This is a genomic window from Pseudomonas sp. PB103, from assembly GCF_009764635.1.
In the GTDB taxonomy this organism is placed as follows: domain Bacteria; phylum Pseudomonadota; class Gammaproteobacteria; order Pseudomonadales; family Pseudomonadaceae; genus Aquipseudomonas.
Map to the genome: position 1 here is coordinate 1 of NZ_RWIL01000052.1, position 19,700 is coordinate 19,700.

Sequence of the window (19,700 nt, forward strand, 5' to 3'; positions counted from 1 at the left end):
CGGTGCCGATGACTTTCTCGATGTTGGCCAGAGTATCGCCTTCAGCATCGCCACCAATACCCGGTTTACCCACACCGCTGCGGATGTCGACGTTGATACCAGCCGAGGACCCCGAATAGTCCACAGTATCAAACCCGACGCCCCCATCAATCTTGTCCGCCCCGGCACTGCCCTTGATCACATCATTGCCACCCAAGGCATTGATCTCATCATCACCGTTGGTACCTGTCAGCGTATCCACGCCATTTGTCCCGTTTATCACTGCCATTACGACATCTTCCTTGCCATATTGTTGAACCAGATACCTGTCGACCCGGTGTTGACGGACCATTTCAATAAACGAATCTTTGGCGATATATCGGCACTAAGCCGATTGCACTTGAGGTGTGCGGCAAGATTTGTATCGCCACCATTACAAACAAAACAGGCGACCCTGAGGCCGCCTGCTTTTAAACATCCACTCGCAATCAGTTGGGCAACCAACCTTCGGCCCAATAGTTGAGGTTGCTGCCCTTCAACAGGTAATCGCGCAGCACCTCCTCGCGCAATGCATCGCCCATGCGGTAGCTCGCGTCAGGGTCGGACAGGTGCGTGCGGATTGCTTCAAGCCATTCCTCGGTACTGTTGCTCACGACCTTGGTGCACGGCAAATAGCCGCGATAGGCTTCAGTCTCGGTACATATCACCGGGTAGCCACAGGCACCGTATTCCAGCAGGCGCAGGTTGCTCTTGCAGTCGTTGAAGATGTGAAATTCCAGCGGCGCCAGTGCCAGGTCAAGGTTCAGGCTGGCGAGTTTGGCCGGGTAGCCGTCGAGGCCGACGCTTGGATGGAATTCGTGGATAAACGGCCGCAGCGCCGGTGGGCACATGCCGAAGAATACCCACTCGACGTCGTTGGCCAGCAGACGAACGACGTCGGCAATGATTGCCAGGTCGCCGTCATGGCTGGTGCCGCCGCCCCAGCCAACGCGCGGTTTACGCGAGGTGCGTCGACGGCTGGTCAGCCCGGCCCACAGGTGTGGCGCGAGCATGTTGGGGACGACGCGGATATCGTGGTGCATGTCACGCAACGCATCAGCCAGTGGCTGGGTCGACACCACCACACGGTCACACAGGCTGATACCACGACGCACGATTTGGTCGACGCCGACTTCCGCCTTGCGAATGTGCGCGTTCTTTTTCGGCACATCGATCACGTAGTCATCCAGCTCGAAAATCCTGAACGCGCGCGAAGATTCTTTGACTCGCGCCACTTCGTCGACAGCGTTCTGGCTGTAGCGACCCTGCAGCACAATCACGTCTGGCGAGCCGCGCTCAAGCTCGATATTCGTCGGCGTGTGATAGCTCAAATGGCCGACGATGCGCCCGGCCGCTTCCAGTTCGAGAAATGGCTGCGTAACCCGATAATGGCCGACGGCCGAGGTGTTGATCGGGATCGCCAGGACCTTGGGCAGCAACTGGCGGGAGAAAGGATCCCAGCCATTCCTGAAGCCCGGCTCCAGACTGAAATTACTGCTGCCCAGACTCAGGTTGGGGTTGTAGGCCGGGTCTCTGGCAACCAGCGGCAACCAGCGTTGATAAAAATCTTTCTGCTCGTTCTGCAGAATGTGTGGGGCCGGTTCCGCGTAGGAAGCCACCGGCACGCGCATCAGCTCGGCGTAAGGCGTCCACACCACGAGATAACCGTTTTGCTTCACGCGCAGGCAAAAGTCGGCACCATTGAGCGCTTGCGACAGGTCTTTTTCGTCGAGCCCGAGCACCTCATCGAAGACCGTCTTGCGCACCAACAAGCAGTCGATGCCCACAGCGCTGAAGTTCTGCACCGTCTGCTGGCGCTGCATGTAGCCCGACGTGTTGAGCAGTTCGCCACGGTTCGGCACGCCCGCTGCACCGCGCAGCCCGAGCACCAGCGCGGCGCCTTCGATACGCCCTTGCGGACTGACCAGGCGCCCCCCGACAATGCCGACCTCCGGCCGCTGGGCATGGTTGAGCAGTTCGTCGAGCCACTCAGGATTGATCACGTTATTGCACGGACTGAAAAACAGCAGGTAGTCACCACGCGCCTGGCGGGCGGCGAAGTTGTGCACCGCGGCCAGATTGTCACCGTGATCACAGCGCAGCACGCGCAGTTTGTCGCTGCCCATTTGCTCAACCGCCGCGAGCCAGTTGCAGGCATCCTGTGCGGTGCTGCCGTTGTCGACGATGAGCACTTCAAAACGCTGGCAGGCGGTTTTTTCCAGCAGGCTGTCGATGCAACGCTCCAGCGCCGCCAGCTCGTTACGGGTGGCGATGATGATCGAGACCAGAGCTGATTGATCGTGCAGGTAATCGACACGACTGATCATCGGCTGGCTGCCGGCACGGATCTGATGGGGCACGCCAAGCCGCGCCAGATGCGCCGCCAACACCTGCGGTGCCTGATCGATGACCTGCGGTTGTGTCAGCCACTGGGACAGCCGCTGGGGGGATTGCACGAGAATTTCGGCAATGTGCCCGATCGCGTGCGGGCCATTGTTTTCGACCAGGCGCCAAAGCAGGTCATGCACACCCAGCTCACCAAAACCCGCCGCCATCCCGCCCAGTTCCAGCAGGCGCTGGCGCTGTAGCGCCAGCACACGGCCGACATAGGGAAAGCTGCGCATCAGGTCGAGGTTGAAATCCGGTTTGAACACTGGTTCGATCGAGACCTCGTCACGCAGCCCGCCTTCGTCGCTGTACAGGCAGCGCAGATCCGGCATCTCGACCATGCGCTCGGCGAGCAGCAGCAACGCCAGCTCATGCACGCGGTCACCGGCGCGAACCAGGTAGATCCAGTCGGCGTTGTCCAGTTCTGCCAGCAAGTGGTTGAACTGAGCCACCGCGTCCACCGCCAGTGGCACATGACGCACACCGTCGGCCGGTGCGTGCTGCACTGTGGAAAGCACCACCACTTGTTCCGGGCTGAAGGCTTGCAGGCGCAGACTGTTCAGGGTGCCTTCCAGCGCCGGCAAATCCCCCTCGCTGTCGATCACGATCGGCACAATGCGCGGGCGCCAGCTCCAACTCTGCACGCGCGCCTCGAGTAGACGCTGCTGAGACGGGTTCAGATGGCGGCAGGACAACCATTGCCGGTACATGTCAGTGAAACTGTCGCAATCCGGACCCACCCGCGAATTCACCAGGGTTTGAATGAACCCCAACTGTCGACCGAGAGCCGCTTCTTCCCAGGGATAGGCCTGCCCTTCTATGGCCTCGGCCAGCGGCACATGCCGCACCCAGCCTGGCGCCGGGGCCGGTTCGCCGCTGCGCAAGGCGAGCATCTGCTTGAGCCAGTCCAACTCGGTCACCACCGCCGCCTTGACCGCCAGTTGCTGGCTCAGACGCCCCGGATGCAAACGCTCGAGGCTGAGGATTTGCCCGACCACGACCAGGTTGCCGCGGCGCAGCAGGCAGGCGAACAAGGCAAAATCGAGGTTGGCGACAAAGCCTTCACCCACCTGCGTGAGGGCCGGCAAGTATTCCAGTGCATGACGGGTTCGCAGCAGCGCACCGCTGAGGCCGCTGAGAAAGTTGAAGACGCTGGTTTCCAGAATCCCCAGCAGATCCTCCCCCTTGAACAAGGTGACGCCTTTGGAGAAGCAGCTGTTTTCCACGCGGTCGGAGAGCAGGATGCAGTCTTCGTCGTAGAACTGCCGCTGGCCGATGACCAGGTTGACGTCGTCGTGATCGATGAATCCGGCGATCTGTTGCGCGATGCACTCAGGCAGCAACTGATCGTCATCGCACAACAACTTCAGATAGTCGCCGCTGGCTTGCTGCGCACACGCCGTGAGGTTGCCTTGAAAACCCAGACGCTGCGGATTGCGCACGTAACACAGGCGAACCGCATCAGGCACTTCGCACGCATCGACGATCTCGCGGATCTCGTCACCGCCACTGTCATCGCAGACGACTACTTCAAGATTGCCGTAGGTCTGACCTAGAGCGCTCTCCAGGGCCACGAGGAAGAACTGCGGGTTGAAGGCGGGAATGGCGATGGTGACAAGAGGAGCTGCTTTCACGGCGGGGGAACTCGCGAGCGGCGGGAGCTTGCCTGGATCAAGCACACTCCCTGAACCGCTGAAAAAAGACGGTTTTCACTCGGCTGACGCCAGCCTTCGCGAGGTCATCGCGAAGGCCCGGGATCAGACTTTGTTGAACAGGCCCAACTGAGCGATCTTGCTGAACGCCAGTTGCGAGGCCTGCAGCATGGTTTGCTGCAGGGTCAGGCGGGTCATCACTTCAGCCGGATCGGAGTCGCGAATCGCGCCCTGGGTCTGGGTGTTGGCCAGCGACAGGCTCTGGTTGATGTCGGTCTGGGTCAACAGCGACGCACCGCGACCACCCACCGAGCTGACTCCGGAAGCCAGTTGGTCGATACCGCTGGACAGGTTGCCGATCCCGGCGGTGACGGCCGCATTCATTTTCTGAATGGCGATCGGGTCATTGTTGGTCGGTGTCGACAGGGCCGTTTTCAACTGGCTGACGGTGTCCAGAATGTTCTGGGTCTGGTGCGTGTTGACCGAGACCGAGAACTGGTCACCCGCGCCCGGCGTGCCGGCCACGTTGAACGAAACACCCGAGGCGGTCGCGGTAGTGCCGGCCATGGTGCCGGTCGAGACAGGCTTGCTGTCAGCGGTTACTGGCGCGGCGTACAGTTCGAAATCGGTTGCGCTGGTGAACTTCAGTACTGCGCCGCCGCCCGGGAAGCTGGCGTTGTAAGCCGTGCTGTTGGTCACCGACGCACCCGTGACCAGGGCGGCGGACGGGTTGCCCGGGCTGCGCGAGGTATTGAAGCTGTCCGGCTTCGCCGCCAAGGTGAAGCTGTGGCCGGCAATCGCCGCGTCCGGGTTGGCACTGTCGCCAGCCTTGAGGTTGATGTTCAGGTTCAGGTCAACGCCGCGGAAGCTCACGGTTTGCGTGGCCGCGTTGGTGGAATTGAACACGCCGTTCTGGCCCGCTTCGGCGGTGACGTCATTACCCAGCGCATCGGTGATTTTCAGCTGGGTGCTGCTCAGGAACGACACGGTGTACGGCTCGCCGCTACGGAACTTGGCGTTGTAGGTGACATCCGACTGCACCTGACCGTTGGACAGCGCGACACGACCGTCATCCACCGCCGGCGAGGTCAGCGTGGTGGCCGTACGGTTGGTGTTGATCGCCTGCTGAAACACGTCCCAACCGGTGCTGTTGGTGGCCATCGATTGCGTGTCGCCAATTGGCAGGTCGAGCGTCACTTGGTCGCCGTTATAGCTGTAGGTGCCATCGGTGTTGCGGCTGAACGGCGCCACGTCACCCTTGGAGCCCGAGAAAATGTATTTGCCGTTTTCGTCTTTGCTGTTCATCAGGCTGAGCAACTGCTCTTCGATCTGACCCAGTTCGGAGGCGTTCGCCTGACGGTCGGCGTCGGTATAACCGGCGTTGCCTGCACCCAATGCCAGCTCTTTGGCGCGTTGCAGCACATTGCCGATGCTGGTCATCACCGCTTCGGTCTGGCCGAGGGTGGCCTTGATGGTGGTGATGTTGGTCGAATACTGATCGAGCATCGAGGCCTGTTGACCCAATTGCAGCAAACGCGAAGCACCGACCGGATCATCCGCAGCAGTGTTGACGCGCACGAGGCTGCTGGCCTCTTCGCTGCTCTTGACCACGTTGGCGAAATTCTTTTGATAGTTGGCAGCCGAGGACTCGTAAAACTGGCCGGTGGAAATGCGCATGGGCTACGACTCCTTAAAGACTGTTGATCAGTGTGCTGAAGATTTCCTGCGCAGCTTTGATGATCTGCGAGGAAGCGGTGTAGTACTGCTGGAACTTGACCAGGTTGCCGGTCTCTTCGTCCAGGTCGACGCCGGACAGCGAGTCGCGGGCGCCTTTGGCATTGGCCAGAATTGCGTCCGTGGCGGCGCCGTCGAGCTTGCCTTGAGCGGCTTTGGCACCCACGCCTTCGACCAGTTTGCCGTAGGCGTCATTCAGCGAAATACCTTTGCTGGCCGAACCGGTGTCGACCGTCTGCGCAGTCTGCAGACCCGCCAGCGTTGTGCCGTTGCGGTTGTCCAGAGAACCCGGCTGGCTCAGGCTGACGTTGATCGCGGTGCCCTTGGCAGGCGAACCGGCGATCGACATGTCGAAATTAACGGTGTACTGCGTGGCAGGCGCTGGCGGGATCGGCGCACCGGTCGAATCCTTGAGCGGAATGCTCAGGTTCAAGGTGTTGTTCTGCCCCGGCTGAATGGTACCGCTGCTCAGCACGCCACCCTTGGCATCGAGCAATTGATAGCTCTGCGTGGTGCCGTCAGCCGACGGGTCGCCAAACACCACTTTGACCGGCGTCGAATTCTTCAAGCCGTTCTGCATGGCGGTGGTGGTGGCCGCGTCGTAAATGTCGAACTTGGTGGTCAGGGTCGGTTGACCACTGGCCGGAATGGTCAGTGTACCGCTGCCACCTGCCGCGATGGCGGCGCCCAACGGCGCGGCGATGGCCAGACGCTTGGAGTCGGTCATCTCGGTCTTGATGTTGGTGGCTGCGTCACGGGTCGGGCTGATCTTGAAAGTGTCACCTGCCGCAGCCCCACCGTTGGTGAGTTTCAGCGAGAAGCCGTCGATCACCGGCGCCGGGTTGGTGGTGGTGCTGAACGCGCCCATTGCAGTACCTTCCGGCAGACGCTGCACGGTGTAATCCGTGGCGCTGGTGAAGGTCACCTTGTAATCGTTGATGGTCAGTTTGCCGGTGTCCTCGATGGTCACATCGAAGTCGCCGGAACCGGCGCTGTTGCCGAGGGTGGCGGTGCTGCGCGACGCCAGGTTGGCGGCGCTGTTGATGTTGGTGAACAGGTTGCTGCCGAAGTCACCGTTCTTGTCGATGCCCTGCGCCTGAATCGTGTTCATCTGGTCGGCGACGACCAACGCGACACGACCCAACTCGTTCATCGCCGGGTCCAGCACGGTACTGCGATAACGCAGCAGGCCGCCGATTTCGCCACCGGTGATGCCCGAGGTGATGTCGATGCTGGTCGAACCGTTGTTGATCTGGATGCCCATGCGCGATGGATCGGCTTTGCTAGGCGTGACTTCCAGCTTGCTGGCATTGCTGCCCATCACCAGCGGTTGACCGTTGCCCAGGTAGATGTCCATGTTGCCGCCACGTTCGACGACCTGTGCACCGGTGAACGTCGACAGCTGGCGAATGGTCTCGTTACGCGCATCGAGCAGCTCGTTGGGCTGGCCGCCAGCGTTGGAGATTTCAGAAATCTTCTGGTTCAACTGGGCGACAGTCGCGGCCAGTTTGTTGACCTGATCAGCCATGCTGGTCAGGTTGCCGTTGATGTCCTGGTTCTGCGCGTTCAACTGGCTGGAAACCGAGTTGAAGCGAGCGCTCAGTGCTTGCGCATCGCTGAGCAGCAGTTGGCGCGAGGCGTCATCCCCCGGCTTGGCGTTGACGTTCTGTACCGAGGCGAAGAACTTGGTCAGCGCACCATTGAGGCCAGTGCCGCTGTCGGACAACAACTTGTCCAGCGGCGTGACCTGACCCAGGTAAGCCGCCGCATCGCTGTTGAGCGAGGTGGTGGTCTGCAATTGCGCATCGATGTAGCTGTTGTACACCCGGCGCACGTCGGCGAGGGTGGTACCGGTGCCGATCCAGAGGTTGCCGTTCTGAATCGAGCTTTTTGAATTCTGCACGGTTTGCTGGCGCGAGTAGCCGGCCGTATCGACGTTGGCAATGTTGTTGCCGGTCACCATCAACGAAGATTGGCTAGCGGATAAACCCGACATCCCGATGTTGAGCAAACTCATGGTTCAAACCTTACTTTATGTTTTATAGAGGCGTTGTCGTAACGCCCGCCGCAGCGTAGTTCTGAGTTACGTTCATCTGCTTGGCAATCTGCGAAATCTTTGTCGCGTAGTTCGGGTCGGTGGCGTAACCGGCCTTTTGCAACTCACGTACAAACTGTTCTGGGTTATCGGCCGACTTCAGCACTTCTTGATAGCGATTATTGCTCTGCAGCAAAGTCACCAGATCGTGGAAGCTGTCCTTGTACGAGGCGTAGGAACGGAACTCGGCCGTCTCCTTGACCATCGCACCGTTGCGGAACTCGCTGGTGATCGCACGGGCCGAATCGCCCTTCCAGTTGCTGCTCGCCTTGATGCCGAACAGGTTGTGGCTGCTGCTGCCATCCTGCGCACGCATGACCGATTTGCCCCAGCCGGTTTCCAGTGCGGCTTGCGCCACCAGATAACGCGGATCGACGCCGATGCGGTCGGCAGCTTCTTTGGCCATCGGCAGCATGGTGTTGACGAATTCGTCGGCGGAACTGAAGGCTTTTTTCGCCGGTGCCAATGGAATCTGCGCCATGGCGCGACCGTAAACCTGCATCTGGCCGCCGGAGGCTTTTTCGTTTTCCGCACGGGCCAGCCAGTCGCCGTTGTACAGCGCGCCGGAGCCGGTCGTCGCAGCAGTCGTCGCGCGTTGCGGCAATTGCGTCGTGGCATTGGTCGTGGCCGACGGCACCAGGCCGGCGAGCAAACGGTCGGCCAGTTTCGGCGGCAAGGCCAGACGGCGCTGGTTGATCATTTCCATGTCATTGCGATGCGCCAACTGCGTGTTCGGTGCATTCACCGAGCGCGACGCCCACAACGGACGCTCACCATTGAGACGAGACAACGGCCCGTTGGTGGCGACGGTGCCGGCAGCAATCGGCGTTGCCACGGCAGCGGCCTTGGCCAGGGCGGCTTCCTGCTTGGCGGCGGACGCGGCAGCCGCCTCGCCCGGCGCCAGCGGTTTGTTCTTCGACATCTGGCGCATCAGCACGTCAGCCAGACCAATACCACCGCCCTCGCGGGACAGCGACACCGCCAATTGCTGGTCGTACATTTCCTGATACTGCTTGGCTGCCGGCGTGTTCAGCGGGTTGTCCTGGCCCAGTGCCTCAGTGGCCGAACGCATCGACTTGAGCATTTCGCCGAGGAACAGCGATTCGAATTCCTGCGCCACCTTGCGCATGTTCGCATCGCTGTCCTTGTCGCCGACCTTGAGCTGGTTCAGACGATTGAGGTCAGAGTAAGACCCCGAATCGCTGCTGCTGACCAGACCGCTTTTGCGCATATCCATAAAGGTCGGCCTCAGATCACGATCAGGTCGGCTTGCAACGCGCCGGCCTGCTTCAATGCTTCAAGGATCGCCATCAAGTCCCCCGGCGCCGCGCCGACCTGGTTCACCGCACGCACGATCTCGTCGAGGGTGGTGCCCGGGCCGAATTTGAACATCGGTTTGGCTTCCTGCTCGGCGTTTACCCGCGAGCGTGGCACGACAGCGGTCTGGCCGTTGGACAGCGGACCTGGCTGGCTGACAATCGGGTCTTCGGTAATGGTCACGGTCAGGCTGCCGTGGGTCACGGCGGCTGGCGAAACTTTCACGTTCTGGCCAATGACGATGGTGCCGGTGCGCGAGTTGATGATGACTTTCGCCACAGCCTGGCCCGGATCGACTTCGAGGTTTTCCAGGATCGACAGATAGTCGACGCGCTGGCTCGGATCGAGCGGTGCCGTCACGCGTACCGAGCCGCCGTCGATGGCTTGTGCCACGCCAGGGCCGAGCATGTCGTTGATCTTGTCGACGATGCGCTTGGCAGTGGTGAAGTCGGAACGGTTGAGGTTCAGCGTCAGGCTGTTGCCCTGATTGAAACCACTCGGTACCGAACGCTCCACCGAAGCACCGCCAGGGATGCGACCGGCCGACGGAACGTTGACGGTGATCTTCGAACCGTCACGGCCTTCAGCATCAAAACCGCCGACCACCAGGTTGCCCTGAGCGACCGCATAGACGTTGCCATCGATACCCTTGAGCGGGGTCAGCAACAGGGTGCCGCCACGCAGGCTCTTGGAGTTACCGATCGAAGACACGGTGATGTCGACTTGCTGACCCGGTTTGGCGAACGCCGGCAAGTCGGCACTGATCGACACCGCCGCGACGTTTTTCAGCTGCACGTTGCCCGATCCCGGCGGCACCTTGATGCCGAACTGCGAGAGCATGTTGTTGAAGGTCTGCAGGGTGAACGGGGTTTGCGTCGTCTGGTCGCCGGTGCCGTTAAGCCCGACCACCAGGCCGTAACCGATCAACTGGTTGGAACGCACGCCGGAAATGCTGGCGATATCTTTCAGCCGCTCGGCGTGGGCACCAAAGGCTGCGGACATCAACGTCGCAGCCAGCATCAGGTGTTTGAAATTCAACGTAGCCACCTAGAAAGGGAACAGCGGGCTGAGGAAGAAACGGTCGAACCAGCCTGGCTGACTCGTATCGGCAAACGCGCCGGTACCCGAGTAGGTGATGCGAGCATCGGCGACCCGGGTCGACGACACCGTGTTGTCCGTGGCGATGTCATCGGCGCGCACCAGACCGGCGATGCGGACCAGTTCGTCCCCCGTGTTCAGCGTCAGCCACTTCTCGCCGCGCACGGCGATGATGCCGTTGGGCAGCACGTCGGCGACGGTCACAGTGATCGAACCGGTCAGGCTGTTGCTCTGCCCGGACTTGGCATCACCCTTGGTCGAGCGGTCGGCACTGTAGCCGGCGTTCAGACTCAGGTCGTTGCCGCCAATCGGGTTGTTGGTGGTCAGGCTGGAACCGAACAACGAGGTCAGGCCGATCTTGTTGTCACTGTTCTTGTCCATCTGCGAGTTGGCGTTCTTGCTCGCCTGCGTGCGCTCGTTCAGGGTGATGGTGATGATGTCACCGACCCGGAACGCCTTGCGGTCGCTGTACAGGTTCTGCTCGAAGCCGGCCTGATAGATCGAGCCGTTATTGGCGGCCGCCGGCAACGGCGTGCGCGGCAACACCGGAGCGTAGTAAGGGTCATTGGGCTTGGGCGTCGGAGCGACGCAGCCCGCGAGCGAGACGACCCCACTCAATGCCAGAACAGATACGAAGCGATTCATGACCCTACCTCACGGTGTTGCAGGCGACCTCATGGCCGCCTCATAGACTTGATTACAGATTCTGCGTTACGAACGAGAGCATCTGGTCGGCGGTGGAGATCACCTTGGAGTTCATCTCGTAGGCGCGCTGAGTGGTGATCATGTTGACCATCTCTTCAACGGTGCTGACGTTGGACGTTTCCAGGGTGTTCTGCAGCGTGGTACCGAAACCGTTCAGCCCTGGCGTACCGACTTGCGGTGCACCGGAAGCGGCGGTTTCCAGGAACAGGTTGTTGCCCACGGCTTGCAGGCCGGCCGGGTTGATGAAGTCGGCAGTTTGCAGGTTGCCGATCACTTGCGAAGCCGGGTTGCCGGCAACGGTGATCGACACGGTGCCGTCACGACCGACCGTGAAAGTCTGGGCGTTGTTCGGGATGACAATCGCTGGCTCCAGAGCGAAGCCGCTGGCGTTCACCACCTGACCGTTGGAGTCGAGGTGGAAAGTACCGTCACGGGTGTAGGACGTGGTGCCGTCCGGCTGCAGGATCTGGAAGAAACCGCGACCGTCCACCGCCAGGTCGAGCGGCTGCTCGGTGGTTTGCAGGCTGCCGGCAGTGAAGTTTTTCTGCGTGCCGACGATGCGCACACCGGTACCCACTTGCAGACCCGACGGCAGTTCGCTGTCCTGGGTCGACTGGGCGCCTGGCTGACGCTTGATCTGATACAGCAGGTCCTGGAACTCGGCGCGGTCACGTTTGAAACCCGTGGTCGAGACGTTGGCCAGGTTGTTGGAAATAGTAGTCAGGTTGGTGTCCTGGGCGGACAGACCTGTTTTGGCAACCCATAGAGCCGGAAGCATTCGATTCTCCTCGTGCGCCTGTTTTACGGCGCGACGTTCTGATAATTAGCTGATCTGCAAGACCCGAGCCATGGCCTGGTCGTCGTCTTTGGCGGTGTTCATCATCTTGACGTGCAACTCGAACTGCTTGGCCAGCGCCAGCACCGAGGTCATCTCTTCGACGGCATTGACGTTGCTCGACTCAAGGAAACCCGAGACCAGTTTGACGTTGGCATCGGCCGGCGCCGGTTGGCCGTCCTTGGTGTAAATCGAGCCGTCGAGGCCCTTGTTCATGTTCTTGATGTCGGGGTTGACCAGCTTGATGCGGTCGACTTCCGCCATGACGCGCGGGCCTTCACCCATTGCACGAATGCTGATGGTGCCGTCTTCGCCGACTTCGACTTGCTGCTCTGGCGGCACGGCGATCGGACCGCCGTTGCCCATGACCGGCATGCCGTTGCCGGCGCGCAGTACGCCAAGGGCGTCGATGTTGAGGCTGCCGGTGCGCACGTAGCTTTCGCCACCGTTAGGGTTCTGCACGGCGATAAAACCGTTGCCGGTCACGGCGACGTCGAGGTCACGACCGGTCTGCACCAGCGAGCCTGGCGTGAAGTCGGTGGCCGGCCGTTCGCTCATGGCAAACGCACGCGCCGGAAAGCTGTCACCAAACACCGGCATCGAACGCGCCTGCTCGAGGTCACGCTGAAAACCGTTGGTGGAGATGTTCGCCAGGTTGTTGGCATGCGCCTTTTGCGCCAGTGCGTTCTGGCTGGCGCCGGTCATTGCCACATAAAGGTACTTGTCCACACTCTTTCCTCTGCATGCCGGACGTTTGCCGCCCACCGCTGTACTGCTGAGCCATAAGCAATTTGCAGACCAACTTTTTTCTGGCGGCGCGAGGCCCGGTAAACAAAGGACTTGGGGGAGATTTCGGGGATTGGGGAAATGTATCGAAGTCGAAAAACCGGCGGTGTTATGCCGCTTGGCGGCAACAGATCAAAGATCGCAGCCTTCGGCAGCTCCTACAGTTGAAATGCATACTCCTGTAGGAGCTGCCGAAGGCTGCGATCTTTTGATCTTAAGCTTCGGGATCTTTGCCGACTTCGTATTCACGCAGCTTGTTGGCAATGGTGGTGTGCGAAACCCCCAGCCGCTTACCCAACTGCCGGCTGCTCGGATGCTCGGAATACAAACGCTCCAGCACCGCTTTCTCGAAGCGCCCGACAATCTCGTCGAGCCCGCCCTCCAGCGAAAAATCGCCAAGCGGCTGACGCACGCCGTAATCCGGCAGGCGAATATGCTCGGCTTTCACCGTGCCGCCATCGCACAACGAAACCGCCTGGAACAGCACGTTCTCCAATTGCCGCACGTTGCCCGGCCAATGGTAATGACTGAGCCGATCCATCGCCGCCGGCGCCAGTTTGGGCAGTGAACAGCCGATCTGCCGACTGGCCTGATCGAGGAAGTGCTCGACCAGCGGCGTCAAGCCGTCGAGGCATTCGCGCAGTGGCGGAATGTGCAGCGAGAGCACGTTCAAACGGTGATACAAATCCTGGCGAAACTCGCCGCGCGCGCACAACTCGGACAAGTCGACCTGCGTTGCGCAGATCACCCGCACATCCAGATAAACCTCTTCATCGCTGCCGACACGACGGAAGCAGCCGTCTTGCAGAAAGCGCAGCAACTTCACCTGCAAGCGCGGGCTCATTTCGCCAACGCCGTCGAGAAACAGCGTGCCGCCCGCCGTCAGTTCCAGCAGGCCGAGCTTGCCTTCGGCGCGAGCGCCTTCGAACGCGCCAGGGCCGTAGCCGAACAACTCGGTTTCGGCCATCGATTCCGGCAGGCCAGCGCAGTTGAGTGCCATCAACGGCGATTGCCCGCGCGGGCTGGCGAGGTGACAGGCGCGCGCCAGCAACTCCTTGCCGGTGCCGGTTTCCCCTTCAATTAATAGAGGCGCATCCAGCGGTGCCATGCGCCGGGCTTCACGCACCACCGCCGCCATGACTTTCGAACTCTGGAAGATGCTGTCGAAACCACGCAATTCCTGTTTGCGCACGTTGTAGATACGCTCACCCACGCGATCCGCGCGATGCAGTGTCAGCACCGCACCGGCCATGGCTTCGCTGTCGTCATGCTCTGACTGCAGCGGCGCGATGTCGGCGAGAAAGATGTCGCCCTTGACCTTGACGCGCATGCCGTTGATCCGCGATTTGTTGGCGCGCACCAGTTCCGGCAAATCGAAATCCTCGGCGTACCGCGACAACGGAATGCCCGGCACCTCATCGACCCGCACGCCGAGCAATTGTGCCGCCGCGCGGTTGGCCGCGACGATCGAACCGCCCATGTCGATCGACAACACCGGAAACTCCAGCGCGCCGAGCAAGGCGTTCAGTTCCATGTGCCGACGCTCGCTGGGCATCAGCCCTACCCGCTTGACGCCGAACACCCCGGCAATCGCCTCGAATTTCGGCCGCAGCGCCTGGAATTGAATGTTGATCAGGTTCGGGCAATGCAGGTAGATCGCGTTGCCGTGCTCACCACCGACCTCGCCGCGCGCGACGTTGATCCCGTAGGCTACCAGCAGGTTGAGAATGTCGCGCAGGATGCCGATGCGGTTCTGGCAGTGGACTTTGATACGCATATAAATCGCCCGAATAAACGATGAGAAACCTTGTAGGCCTTCGCCTGCTCGCGATAGCGGTCGGTCAGTTGATATTGATGGCGACTGATACACCGCAATCGCGAGCAGGCGAAGGCCTACAGGGGACGGCGCCGGAGTTTTCTGTCGAGGCGCGCAGATAGTTGTCAAGATTATGTGACAGTTGTCGACCTTTTCAAACCTGCCAATCACCGTAAACGCGTGATATCAACCAAACCGTAACGAATACTTTACGAAATCCACGGAAATTTCCTGCGCGGGCCTGATCTAACCTACTGCACACCACCCTTTTCTCGGGTAATTCTGAGTCCATCGCTGGACATAACAAGAACGAATTCCCCTAGCAGGAGAGCAGTATGAAGCAGACGCAATACGTGGCCCGCGAGCCCGATGCGCAAGGTTTTATCGACTACCCCGCCGAAGAACACGCGGTGTGGAACACGCTGATCACTCGCCAGTTGAAAGTGATCGAAGGGCGTGCCTGCCAGGAATACCTGGACGGTATCGAAAAACTCGGTCTGCCCCACGACCGCATTCCGCAACTCGGCGAGATCAACAAAGTACTCGGCGAGACCACCGGTTGGCAGGTCGCGCGGGTTCCGGCGCTGATTCCCTTCCAGACCTTTTTTGAATTGCTCGCCAGCAAGCAGTTTCCCGTCGCGACCTTTATCCGCACCCGCGAAGAGCTGGACTACCTGCAAGAGCCGGACATTTTCCACGAGATCTTTGGTCACTGCCCGCTGCTGACCAACCCGTGGTTCGCCGAATTCACCCACACTTACGGCAAACTCGGCCTGCAAGCGACCAAGGAAGAACGCGTGTACCTGGCGCGTCTGTACTGGATGACCATCGAGTTCGGCCTGGTCGATACCCCGCAAGGCAAACGCATCTACGGCGGCGGCATTCTGTCTTCGCCCAAAGAAACCGTTTATTCGCTGTCGGACGAACCTGAGCATCAAACCTTCGACCCGCTCGAAGCGATGCGCACGCCGTACCGCATCGACATCCTGCAACCGCTGTACTTCGTCCTGCCGAACCTCAAGCGCCTGTTCGACGTGGCCCATGAAGACATCATGGCCATGGTCAAACAAGGCATGCAGCTGGGTCTGCATGCGCCGAAATTTCCGCCAAAGCCGAAAGCGGCCTGAGCAGAACCCGCTCGCGACTTGCGTGCAAAGATAGTAATTTCCAACAAGAATCGAATTCAGGAACAGACCATGTCCACATTGAACCAAGCCCACTGCGAAGCCTGCCGCGCCGATGCGCCACAAGTCAGCGACGAAGAACTGCCGATCCTGATCAAGCAGATCCCTGACTGGAACATCGAAGTGCGCGACAGCATCATGCAGCTGGAGAAAGTTTTCCTGTTCAAGAACTTCAAGCACGCGCTGGCCTTCACCAACGCCGTCGGTGAAATCTCCGAGGCCGAAGGTCACCACCCGGGCCTGCTGACCGAGTGGGGCAAAGTCACCGTGACTTGGTGGAGCCACTCGATCAAAGGCCTGCACCGCAACGACTTCATCATGGCCGCGCGCACTGACGAAGTGGCCAAGACTGCAGAAGGACGCAAGTAATGCACTTCGACGCCATCGGCCGGGTACCCGGCGACCCGATCCTCGGCTTGATGGAGGCGTATGCGCAGGACTCCAACCCGCGCAAATTCGACTTGGGCGTTGGCGTCTACAAGGATGCCCAAGGACTGACGCCGATCCCTGAAGCGGTGAAAATCGCCGAGGCGCGACTGGTCGAAAGCCAAGACACCAAGACCTACATCGGTGGCCACGGTAATCCACTGTTCGGCAAAGTCATCAACGAGTTGGTGCTTGGCGCCGATTCGAAGCTGATCGCCGAACAACGTGCCGGCGCCACTCAGACGCCGGGCGGCACCGGTGCCCTGCGTCTGGCTGCGGACTTCATCGCCCAATGCCTGCCGGGCAAAGGCGTGTGGTTGAGCAACCCGACCTGGCCGATTCACGAAACGATTTTCGCTGCGGCCGGGGTCAAGGTCAGTCACTACCCGTATGTGGGCAGCGACAACCGTCTCGACGTCGAAGCCATGCTCGCCGTGCTCAATGAAGTGCCGAAAGGTGATGTGGTGCTGCTGCACGCGTGCTGCCACAACCCGACCGGGTTCGATTTGAACCACGACGACTGGCAGCGCGTGCTCGACGTGGTCCGCAGCCGCAATCTGCTGCCACTGATCGACTTTGCCTACCAGGGTTTTGGCGATGGGCTGGAACAGGACGCGTGGTCGACAAGGTTGTTCGCGGCTGAGATCCCCGAGCTGCTGATCACCAGTTCCTGCTCGAAGAACTTCGGCCTGTATCGTGATCGCACGGGTGCGCTGATTGTCTGCGCGAAAACTGCCGACAAGCTCATCGACATCCGCAGCCAACTGGCCAACATCGCCCGTAACCTGTGGTCGACACCGCCGGATCACGGTGCTGCGGTGGTCGCGACCATTCTCGCTGATCCAGAGCTGAAAGCCCGTTGGGCCGATGAAGTGGAAGCCATGCGTTTGCGCATTGCGCAACTGCGCAGCGGTCTGGTTGAAGCGCTGGAGCCTCACGGTCTACGCGAGCGTTTTGCGCACATTGGCGTGCAGCGCGGCATGTTCTCTTACACCGGCCTGTCGCCGGAGCAAGTGCAACAACTGCGCGAGCATCACAGCGTGTACATGGTCAGCTCAGGCCGGGCCAACGTCGCCGGCATCGACGCCACGCGCCTCGCGATGCTGGCCGAAGCAATCGCCAGCGTCAGCAAATAACACCGCAATAACCTGTAGGAACTGCCGCAGGCTGCGATCTTTTGATCTTGATTTTAAAAACAAAGATCAAAAGATCGCAGCCTTCGGCAGCTCCTACATTTGTTTTGTTGATCATTCCCACGCTCCGCGTGGGAATGCAGCCCGGGACGCTCTGCGTCCCAACAGCGGACGCAGAGCGTCCATTGAGGCGTTCCCACGCAGAGCGTGGGAACGATCAACATTTGTTTTGCGGTGACTCCCGGTTTTTGCTCCCCTGCGGCCATCTGTCGCATTATTTTCAATTAAAAGTCTGATTGTCATTTTTCCTGCTGTATCCTGCGCAGGCTTTCTAAAAGCGCGGATCTACCAGATCTATCAACAGACTTAGCGAGGAGCGCAACCATGCACGAGATTCCTAATCTCCCCTTCCCAAGCCTGCACGTACCTGAGCAGACGACCACGCAACAAGCCGGTGCGGGGCAGCCCGAACCGAAAGAAGCCGTTGAGAGCCGTCCGGCCGACAACGAAGAGTAAGACCCGTCGTACAGACCGTGTGGAAAGCGCTAACATGCGCTTTCCACACTGCCTGAACCCCGAGCCCGCCATGACCGACGAATTCTCTGAAAGCCAAGCTGCCGTACTGATCGGCGCCACCGAGAAGATGATCGAGATCTGGAACCGCCTTACCCCGGAAAAACGCGCCGCCCTGCTCGCCCGTTTCGGCAGCGAAGAAAACGCCCTGGCCGCTCTGGTCACCACGCAACTGGTTGCCCCGGACAAATCCTGAAGCCGCCACCCGGCAAATAGTTTTACTTTTCCCGCCCCACACGCGTCCGCGCCGGTATCATAAGCAGCCTATCTAATCTGCCGTCCCCGTGGATCGTTACCCATGTCGTCCTCTATGTCCGAGCCCCAGCGCCCCCTGGCGGTCACGCTGCAAGTCGTTTCCATCGTCCTCTTCACCTTCATCGGTTACCTGAACATCGGCATTCCGCTGGCGGTGTTGCCGGGTTACGTGCACAGCGACCTCGGTTTCGGTGCGGTGATCGCCGGCCTGGTGATCAGCGTGCAATACCTCGCCACCCTGCTCAGCCGCCCGTATGCCGGCAAGATCATCGACAACAAGGGCAGCAAACGTGCAGTGATGATTGGTTTGGCCGGATGCGGCTTGAGCGGGGTGTTCATGCTGATCTCGGCGTGGACGCCGAACATGCCGATGCTCAGTTTGATCAGTTTATTGATCGGTCGACTGGTGCTGGGCAGCGCCGAAAGTCTGGTCGGTTCCGGTTCGATTGGTTGGGGCATCGGCCGGGTTGGCGCAGCGAACACCGCCAAGGTGATTTCCTGGAACGGCATCGCCAGTTACGGTGCGCTGGCGATCGGCGCGCCGTTCGGTGTCTGGCTCGTCGACAAACTGGGGTTGTGGAGCATGGGCGTCAGCATCATCTTGCTGGCGATCATTGGTTTGCTGCTGGCGTGGCCGAAAACCGCCGCACCGATTGTCGCCGGTGAACGCCTGCCGTTCATGCACGTGCTCGGCAAAGTATTCCCCCACGGCTGCGGCCTGGCGCTGGGCTCGATCGGGTTCGGCACCATCGCCACCTTCATCACCCTGTATTACGCCACTCAGCACTGGGAAAACGCGGTGCTGTGCCTGAGCCTGTTCGGCGCCAGCTTCATCGGTGCGCGACTGCTGTTCGGCAACCTGATCAACCGCCTCGGCGGCTTCCGCGTGGCGATTGCCTGCCTGTCGGTGGAAACCCTCGGCCTGCTGCTGTTGTGGCTGGCCCCGGATGCGCACTGGGCGCTGGCCGGTGCGGCACTGAGCGGTTTCGGTTTCTCGCTGGTGTTCCCGGCGCTGGGCGTAGAAGCGGTGAATCTGGTGCCTGCGTCCAGCCGTGGCGCAGCAGTCGGCGCCTATTCGCTGTTCATCGATTTGTCGCTGGGGATCACCGGCCCACTGGCCGGGGCGATTGCCGCAGGATTCGGCTTTGCCTCGATCTTCCTCTTCGCCGCGCTCGCCTCGCTAAGCGGATTGGCCCTGAGCGTCTATCTGTACAAGCACACCGCCAAGTATCGCGAAGACTAGAAATCCACCTTGCCGCGCCCGGCCTTGATGCTGCCGCGCTTGGTTTTCGATTCGAGCCGACGCTTCTTTGAACCAAGGGTCGGCTTGGTCGGGCGGCGTTTCTTTTCGACTTTGGTGGCGCTCAGGATCAGTTCGACCAGGCGCTCCAGCGCATCAGCACGGTTGGCTTCCTGCGTGCGGTATTGCTGAGCCTTGATGATCAACACGCCATCGCTGGTGATGCGACTGTCGCGCAGCGCCAGCAGCCGTTCCTTGTAGAACTCGGGCAAGGACGAGGCCGGGATGTCAAAGCGCAGATGCATGGCGCTGGAGACCTTGTTGACGTTCTGCCCGCCGGCGCCTTGCGCGCGGATGGCGGTCAATTCGATCTCGGCATCCGGCAGATGCACGTTGTTGGAAATCACCAGCATGGAAAAGCGTCCGTATTCAGAGCGCACAGGAT

Annotated in this window: 17 protein-coding genes; 6 read left to right on the top strand and 11 right to left on the bottom strand. The window is 60.5% G+C overall.

Annotation, left to right across the window (positions count from 1 at the left end):
* The 10 genes from EJA70_RS10145 to EJA70_RS10190 all read right to left on the bottom strand — a co-directional run.
* On the bottom strand, nt 1–268 hold a 268-nt coding region (locus EJA70_RS10145; RefSeq protein ID WP_371924546.1), incomplete at its 3' end, for a calcium-binding protein.
* 199 nt (nt 269–467) lie between these two features.
* On the bottom strand, nt 468–4,040 hold the full coding sequence (locus EJA70_RS10150) for a glycosyltransferase (protein WP_158830655.1): 3,573 nt from the start codon (nt 4,038–4,040) through the stop codon (nt 468–470).
* Nucleotides 4,041–4,163: 123 nt separating this feature from the next.
* The gene (locus EJA70_RS10155; RefSeq protein WP_158830656.1) at nt 4,164–5,735 is read right to left on the bottom strand and encodes a flagellar hook-associated protein 3; all 1,572 of its coding nucleotides are present in this window, start codon (nt 5,733–5,735) and stop codon (nt 4,164–4,166) included.
* 13 nt (nt 5,736–5,748) lie between these two features.
* Nucleotides 5,749–7,809: a flagellar hook-associated protein FlgK gene (gene flgK, locus EJA70_RS10160; RefSeq protein WP_158830657.1), complete on the bottom strand. Its 2,061-nt coding sequence runs from the start codon at nt 7,807–7,809 to the stop codon at nt 5,749–5,751.
* Between the two features lie 22 nt (nt 7,810–7,831).
* Entirely contained in the window at nt 7,832–9,124 is a 1,293-nt protein-coding gene (gene flgJ, locus EJA70_RS10165; RefSeq protein ID WP_158830658.1) for a flagellar assembly peptidoglycan hydrolase FlgJ, read from the bottom strand.
* 11 nt (nt 9,125–9,135) lie between these two features.
* Entirely contained in the window at nt 9,136–10,224 is a 1,089-nt protein-coding gene (locus tag EJA70_RS10170) for a flagellar basal body P-ring protein FlgI (protein WP_081500479.1), read from the bottom strand.
* Nucleotides 10,225–10,251: 27 nt separating this feature from the next.
* Nucleotides 10,252–10,947, bottom strand: a complete 696-nt coding sequence (gene flgH / locus EJA70_RS10175) for a flagellar basal body L-ring protein FlgH (protein ID WP_158830659.1) — start codon at nt 10,945–10,947, stop codon at nt 10,252–10,254.
* Between the two features lie 52 nt (nt 10,948–10,999).
* Nucleotides 11,000–11,785, bottom strand: coding sequence for a flagellar basal-body rod protein FlgG (gene flgG, locus EJA70_RS10180; RefSeq protein WP_008085973.1), 786 nt, complete (start codon nt 11,783–11,785; stop codon nt 11,000–11,002).
* Between the two features lie 45 nt (nt 11,786–11,830).
* Entirely contained in the window at nt 11,831–12,571 is a 741-nt protein-coding gene (locus tag EJA70_RS10185; protein WP_103305337.1) for a flagellar basal body rod protein FlgF, read from the bottom strand.
* Nucleotides 12,572–12,842: 271 nt separating this feature from the next.
* Nucleotides 12,843–14,405: a sigma-54-dependent phenylalanine hydroxylase transcriptional regulator PhhR gene (locus EJA70_RS10190; protein ID WP_007920121.1), complete on the bottom strand. Its 1,563-nt coding sequence runs from the start codon at nt 14,403–14,405 to the stop codon at nt 12,843–12,845.
* 374 nt (nt 14,406–14,779) lie between these two features.
* On the opposite strand from EJA70_RS10190, the gene phhA reads away from it, so the two are divergent.
* The 6 genes from phhA to EJA70_RS10215 all read left to right on the top strand — a co-directional run bounded on the left by phhA (nt 14,780) and on the right by EJA70_RS10215 (nt 19,258).
* A complete protein-coding gene (phhA, locus tag EJA70_RS10195; RefSeq protein WP_158830660.1) occupies nt 14,780–15,571 on the top strand; it encodes a phenylalanine 4-monooxygenase in 792 nt (263 codons plus the stop codon).
* 69 nt (nt 15,572–15,640) lie between these two features.
* A complete protein-coding gene (locus tag EJA70_RS10200) occupies nt 15,641–15,997 on the top strand; it encodes a 4a-hydroxytetrahydrobiopterin dehydratase (protein WP_003222798.1) in 357 nt (118 codons plus the stop codon).
* Complete coding sequence (locus EJA70_RS10205) at nt 15,997–17,190, top strand: amino acid aminotransferase (RefSeq protein ID WP_158830661.1); 1,194 nt, start codon at nt 15,997–15,999, stop codon at nt 17,188–17,190. The genes EJA70_RS10200 and EJA70_RS10205 overlap by 1 nt, the downstream gene beginning before the upstream one ends.
* 381 nt (nt 17,191–17,571) lie before the next feature.
* On the top strand, nt 17,572–17,703 hold the full coding sequence (locus EJA70_RS31085) for a hypothetical protein (RefSeq protein ID WP_016987951.1): 132 nt from the start codon (nt 17,572–17,574) through the stop codon (nt 17,701–17,703).
* Nucleotides 17,704–17,737: 34 nt separating this feature from the next.
* Nucleotides 17,738–17,956 carry a hypothetical protein gene (locus EJA70_RS10210; RefSeq protein WP_256677660.1) on the top strand — a complete coding sequence of 73 codons (219 nt, stop codon included), beginning with the start codon at nt 17,738–17,740 and terminating at the stop codon, nt 17,954–17,956.
* A gap of 114 nt (nt 17,957–18,070) precedes the next feature.
* Nucleotides 18,071–19,258, top strand: a complete 1,188-nt coding sequence (locus EJA70_RS10215) for an MFS transporter (RefSeq protein ID WP_178116844.1) — start codon at nt 18,071–18,073, stop codon at nt 19,256–19,258.
* Here EJA70_RS10215 and arfB read toward each other — a convergent pair.
* Nucleotides 19,255–19,668, bottom strand: coding sequence for an alternative ribosome rescue aminoacyl-tRNA hydrolase ArfB (gene arfB / locus EJA70_RS10220; RefSeq protein WP_007920134.1), 414 nt, complete (start codon nt 19,666–19,668; stop codon nt 19,255–19,257). The genes EJA70_RS10215 and arfB overlap by 4 nt on opposite strands.
* Nucleotides 19,669–19,700: the final 32 nt, after the last annotated feature.

Bases quoted from the DNA above. Each gene is read 5' to 3' on its own strand.
- EJA70_RS10155 (WP_158830656.1), bottom strand. From the start codon at position 5,735: ATGCGCATTTCCACCGGCCAGTTTTACGAGTCCTCGGCTGCCAACTAT.
- flgK (WP_158830657.1), bottom strand. From the start codon at position 7,809: ATGAGTTTGCTCAACATCGGGATGTCGGGTTTATCCGCTAGCCAATCT.
- EJA70_RS10200 (WP_003222798.1), top strand. From the start codon at position 15,641: ATGTCCACATTGAACCAAGCCCACTGCGAAGCCTGCCGCGCCGATGCG.
- EJA70_RS31085 (WP_016987951.1), top strand. From the start codon at position 17,572: ATGCACGAGATTCCTAATCTCCCCTTCCCAAGCCTGCACGTACCTGAG.
- EJA70_RS10215 (WP_178116844.1), top strand. From the start codon at position 18,071: ATGTCCGAGCCCCAGCGCCCCCTGGCGGTCACGCTGCAAGTCGTTTCC.
- EJA70_RS10170 (WP_081500479.1), bottom strand. From the start codon at position 10,224: ATGCTGGCTGCGACGTTGATGTCCGCAGCCTTTGGTGCCCACGCCGAG.
- flgJ (WP_158830658.1), bottom strand. From the start codon at position 9,124: ATGGATATGCGCAAAAGCGGTCTGGTCAGCAGCAGCGATTCGGGGTCT.
- flgG (WP_008085973.1), bottom strand. From the start codon at position 11,785: ATGCTTCCGGCTCTATGGGTTGCCAAAACAGGTCTGTCCGCCCAGGAC.
- flgH (WP_158830659.1), bottom strand. From the start codon at position 10,947: ATGAATCGCTTCGTATCTGTTCTGGCATTGAGTGGGGTCGTCTCGCTC.
- EJA70_RS10210 (WP_256677660.1), top strand. From the start codon at position 17,738: ATGCGCTTTCCACACTGCCTGAACCCCGAGCCCGCCATGACCGACGAA.
- EJA70_RS10205 (WP_158830661.1), top strand. From the start codon at position 15,997: ATGCACTTCGACGCCATCGGCCGGGTACCCGGCGACCCGATCCTCGGC.
- arfB (WP_007920134.1), bottom strand. From the start codon at position 19,668: ATGCTGGTGATTTCCAACAACGTGCATCTGCCGGATGCCGAGATCGAA.
- EJA70_RS10190 (WP_007920121.1), bottom strand. From the start codon at position 14,405: ATGCGTATCAAAGTCCACTGCCAGAACCGCATCGGCATCCTGCGCGAC.
- phhA (WP_158830660.1), top strand. From the start codon at position 14,780: ATGAAGCAGACGCAATACGTGGCCCGCGAGCCCGATGCGCAAGGTTTT.